The following is a 4,700-nucleotide window of genomic DNA, read 5'->3' as shown; positions in this document are numbered from 1 at the left end:
GCCGGGTACTGCTGCGCTGCAAGCCCTACGCGACGTTCGTCACCCCGCCACGCCACCTACACAGCAACGACCAACAGGAACTAACCCACTGGGTCTCGGCATCGATGCCCTGGGACGCCACGGACACTGCGGCGCAGTGATGAGCGACCACGTTGTGGGCGCCCACAACGACCTGCACAGTGACCAGGGCGCTCGCAAAGGTGAGCATCCGGGGCGCTCACGTGACCCGATCATCAAAGTCCACGATATTGCCTGGTTGGAGTTCGAAAAGCCGGATCTGGCTCGGGCTGAAGCATTTTCGTCCGCATTCGGGTTTGGCACCGCTATGCGCACTGCCGACGAGCTGTACTTGCGTGGCACCGATTCCGGCTCGCCCTGCGTACTGATCCGGCGAGGTCCGCGCTCGAAATTCATCGGAGCCGCCTACACCGCACAGGACCAATCCGATGTGCTGCGACTGGCCGAATCTACCGGGACCAAGATCCGCGCGCTGCCCGAATCGCTCGGCGGCATGGCCGTCGACCTGATCGACCCCAGCGGGGTGACAGTCCGGGTCGTGGCCGACACTCACCAGCTGGAGGCGCTGGCGGCACAGACGCCCCACCAATTCAACTTTGGGCACGAACTCCGGCGGATCGGCGCAACGCAACGCCCGCCTCGCGAGCCGACGCGTGTGCAACGGCTCGGGCACGTGGTGATGCAGACGACCAAGTACCGCGAGGCGCTCGACTGGTATCTCGATCACCTCGGGATGATCGTCAGCGACTTCCTCTACTACGCGGGACGGCGGGACCGCGGTCCGGTCATGAGCTTCATCCGTTGCGATCGCGGCCAGACGCCGACCGACCACCACACCCTCGCGATGGCTTTGGGCCCGTCCAACCGCTACGTCCATTCGGCCTACCAGGTCAGCGACATCGACGCGATGGGCGCCGGCGCGCGCTACCTCGCCGGGCTGGGATACCACCGGTCCTGGGGAATCGGCCGCCACATTCAGGGCAGCCAGATCTTCGACTACTGGCGCGATCCCGACGATGTCATGGTCGAGCACTTCAGCGACGGTGACATGTTCGACAGCACCCTCGAGCCGGGTTGGGCTCCGTTCACCGCCTCCGGGCTCTCCCAATGGGGACCACCGATCACCAAGGACTTCCTCGGCATCGCACCGGGCCGCGAATCCCTGCACGAACTTCGCTCGATAATCAGCGCGCTGCGCACCGACAACGAATTCGACCTGGCCAGCCTGCGCGGCATGCTCGCCGTGGCCAACTCTTAACACCCAACCACTCGATTACTCAAGGACTCACGATGACCGTCTCCATCCTGCGCACCGCCGAGGGCTGGTGGGTGCAGACCCCCACCGGGGCCGCTCGCGTCGCCACCACGGCCACCACCACCCGCCAGCTGCTGGCCGACCGGGATGCCGTCGACGCCGGCGCCCACAGCACCGACACCGTGCCCGTGGACAGCCTGCAACTACTGTCCCCGGTCACCGCACCGTGCCGGGTGGTGGCACAAATGACCAACTACGCCTCCCACGTCGAGGACGCCGGGCGAGACCCGGCCCACACCCCACTGGCCTTCTTCCGCAAGGCATCCGGCTCCATCAGCGGCCCGTTCGACGACATCGTCAAACCCGATCACGTCCGGCTGCTCGACTACGAGGTCGAGATCGGCCTGATCATCGGCCGCGACATGCCCGTCGGCACCACGATCACCGAAGCCAACCTCGCCGACTACGTCTGCGGGCTGGTGGTGACCAACGACGTCTCGGCCCGCGATGTGCAGTTGACCAAAACGCAGTTCTACGAAGCGAAGTCGTATCCGACGTTCACTCCGGTCGGGCCCGCGCTGGTGCTGCTGGACGCCGATGAGCTCAAGCGCTTCGGTGATCTGCGCGTTCGACTGCGGGTGAACGGCGAGCTCCGCCAAAACATGCTCGTCGAGGGCGACATGATCTACCCACCCGTGCAGGCACTGCAGGCGCTGTCACGTTTTCAGCGTCTCGACGCCGGCGACCTGGTCTTGACCGGTACCCCGGTCGGCACCGCCATCAGCGCACCACCCAAGCCCGTCGAGATCATCGGGTCGCTGCTCCCCGACCGGATCAAGTGGAAGGCCTTTTTCTCAGCACAAACCAAGAACCCGAAATATTTGCGCCACGGCGACATCGTCGAGGCCGAAGTGGCGACCGATGACCGGGCGATCGAGCTCGGCGTGCAGCGCACCGTCGTCAAGTACGCGTGAGGGGCAGCGACCGATGATGACAACGCATGCCCGCGACCTCGTGCTGGACACCTTGACGGTCGAGCAGGAGGACCGAGTACTCACCGTCCGGTTCTACGATCCCCCGCATAACTTCATGACGGCTCGGATGCAGAAGGACCTCGACACCCTCACAGCAGCCGTCGACGACGACCCCAGCGTGGGAGCGGTCGTTCTCACGGGAGGGGTGCCGAACCGCTACATCACTCACTTCGACATCGCCGAGATCCTCGCTGCCGCTTCACGTGTCGGGCGGCCGCTATCGGGTCAGGCCCTGCTGAACCTCCTGCAGAGCGTCGACGTCGTCGGAGCCGTACCCGGCGGCGAACAGGCCCTGGAGCGCACCCCCATCAGCCAATTCCTCAGTGTCCCGCGATTCAATCAGGTCGTGCTGCGCGTCATGCGATCGCCCGCGGTCTACATCGCTGCGATCGGAGGGCCATGCGGCGGTGGAGGATTGGAGATGTCGGTCTGCTTCGACGTCCGCTTGGCCGCCGATGACGAAGCAGTGGGATTCATCCTCCCCGAGCTCCTCATCGGTTTGACCACCACCGTCGGAGGTCAACGCTTGGCCCAGCTCATCGGACCCGCCAGGGCACTGGAGATGCTGCTCGAGGGCAGAATGTACTCAGCGCAGGAGGCACATCAGATGGGCCTGGTGAACCGGCTGGTGCCCTCGAATGACCTCATCGACGAAGCCCAAGAACTTGGCGCGCGATACGCCCGCCGCAACCGGGACACCATCGCGGCGCAGAAGAAGGTCTTCAACGAGAACCTGGTCCTGGCGCCTGCCGAGAGCCTTCTCCGTGAAAGCGCAGCCAACGTATCCACCATCCTGTCCGGCCCGGCCCCACAAGCGCTGCAGAAATGGCTTGATATGCAGGGGGCCGGGAATGGCGATTCCGTGTTCCTGACAGACCTCGAGCCATGGATCCAGGGCGAGGTGGTCCAGCTCAATGCCGACGCCAGCTGGAGTGCCACTGCAAATCAGATCGCCAGGGGCGACGGCGCCTAGGTCACGCGCCCTCTTCACGAAGCGGCGAGGGCTTCCCGTTCCACGTCATAGTCCCGCACCCAGGAATGGTTGAGGCTCACGGGTTGCCCGGAGTCGAACCCGTGGCCGTTCGCGCGTGCACTCCGTTGGACCCGTGCGGTGTGATCGCGCCGCACTGTCTGATAGCGCATCAATGCTGCTGGGGCGTCGGCGGCCGCAACACCGCGGAGCAAAATGGCCAACGCCATGGCGTCCTCGATGGCCTGATTGGCGCCCTGGCCCATGTGCGGCAGCATGGGATGGGCCGCATCGCCGAGCAGGGCCAGCCGGCCGTGCGTCCACCGTGGGAGCGGCTCCCGGTCATAGAGACCCCACTTGAACGTGGTCTCGACTCGCGAGAGGAGGCGGCGAGCCTGCGGGGTCCAAGCGGCGAATTCTGCGGCCAGAACGGCCGGATCGCCAGGTGCAGAGCACGATTCGCGCATCTGGTCGTCGGCCGCGACGAACCCCACGAAGTTGATCAACTGGCCGGCACGCACTGGGTAGGCAATCAGGTGTTTGCCCTCGCCACCCCAGGTCACCAACTCTTGGGGCCAGTCGGGCAGCCGCGCTGCCGGGATCAGGCCACGATAGGCCATCGTGCCGGAGAACACCGGGTCGGTGGGCTCCACCACGTAGCGTTGTAGCCCGGAATGGATTCCGTCGGCCGCGACCACGACATCAGCATTCACGCTCACCCCGTTCGCGAAGCTCACCACCGCGGACCCGTCGCGCTGAGTCAATTGCACGCAGCGATGTCCGGTGTGCACGACCGCGGTCGGCAGAGCGGCGGCCAGGACCGCCACCAGATCGGCGCGACGTAGCCCGAGCGTCCCGGTCTCGGGGTCGTACGTTTCATGCGACACGAGGGTCCCGTCCGGCGTGAAGAGCCGGAATCCAGGCAACCGCGCGCCAAGTCGGCCGACGCGCTGGCTGAGGCCGAGTCGATCCAGGACTCTCTGACTGTTGCGCTGGAGCGCCACTCCTGCGCCGACGTCGCCCAACTGACGCGCCTGTTCGTAGACCCGGACCTGAGCCCCAATCTGGTGAAGTGCGACGGCTGCAGACAGTCCACCGATACCGGCGCCGATGATCGCCACTCGTAACTTCTTCATCACTAACCCTTTCCAAGGGATCGAGGATGGCCTGGCCCGCATCCGTCGGCCGGGCAGGCGGCGGTATGGGCGTTTTTCTCGAGCCGGGCGAAGAGCCCGTACTACGTCCTGAGTCCAGAATCGCGATCCGGCGTATCAGCGCCATCACCGTTGGCACCCATCAATACGGGCTGGTCAGCGGGAATAGTTGCTTACCTGTCAGCGCCCAGTGCGGCTCCGCATCGAGCGCGGCCCCGTCCAAGGTGCCACGGCCGACGTGCGCGGATTAACAGGGTGTGAGCGATCGG

The 4,700-nt window shown here is 65.5% G+C and carries 4 protein-coding genes; 3 read left to right on the top strand and 1 reads right to left on the bottom strand.

Features of this window, described 5'->3' with window-relative positions; translation table 11 throughout:
* Positions 1-139 precede the first annotated feature (139 nt).
* Genes QOC69_RS01100 through QOC69_RS01090 form a run of 3 tightly spaced genes read left to right on the top strand, consistent with a single transcriptional unit; the run spans position 140 to position 3,280 of the window.
* On the top strand, positions 140-1,276 hold the full coding sequence (locus QOC69_RS01100; RefSeq protein ID WP_526435509.1) for a VOC family protein: 1,137 nt from the start codon (positions 140-142) through the stop codon (positions 1,274-1,276).
* Positions 1,277-1,308: 32 nt separating this feature from the next.
* Entirely contained in the window at positions 1,309-2,247 is a 939-nt protein-coding gene (locus QOC69_RS01095) for a fumarylacetoacetate hydrolase family protein (RefSeq protein WP_526435507.1), read from the top strand.
* A 13-nt stretch (positions 2,248-2,260) separates the two neighbouring features.
* The gene (locus QOC69_RS01090; RefSeq protein ID WP_526435505.1) at positions 2,261-3,280 is read left to right on the top strand and encodes an enoyl-CoA hydratase/isomerase family protein; all 1,020 of its coding nucleotides are present in this window, start codon (positions 2,261-2,263) and stop codon (positions 3,278-3,280) included.
* 14 nt (positions 3,281-3,294) lie between these two features.
* On the opposite strand, the gene QOC69_RS01085 is transcribed toward QOC69_RS01090, so the two are convergent.
* Positions 3,295-4,413, bottom strand: a complete 1,119-nt coding sequence (locus QOC69_RS01085) for an FAD-dependent oxidoreductase (protein WP_526435503.1) — start codon at positions 4,411-4,413, stop codon at positions 3,295-3,297.
* Between the last annotated feature and the right edge of the window lie 287 nt (positions 4,414-4,700).

This window comes from Mycobacterium sp. (assembly GCF_032162105.1).
Classification (GTDB): Bacteria; Actinomycetota; Actinomycetes; order Mycobacteriales; family Mycobacteriaceae; genus Mycobacterium.
Note: the sequence above shows the minus strand (reverse complement) of the source record. Positions and strands in the feature narration are given on the sequence as shown.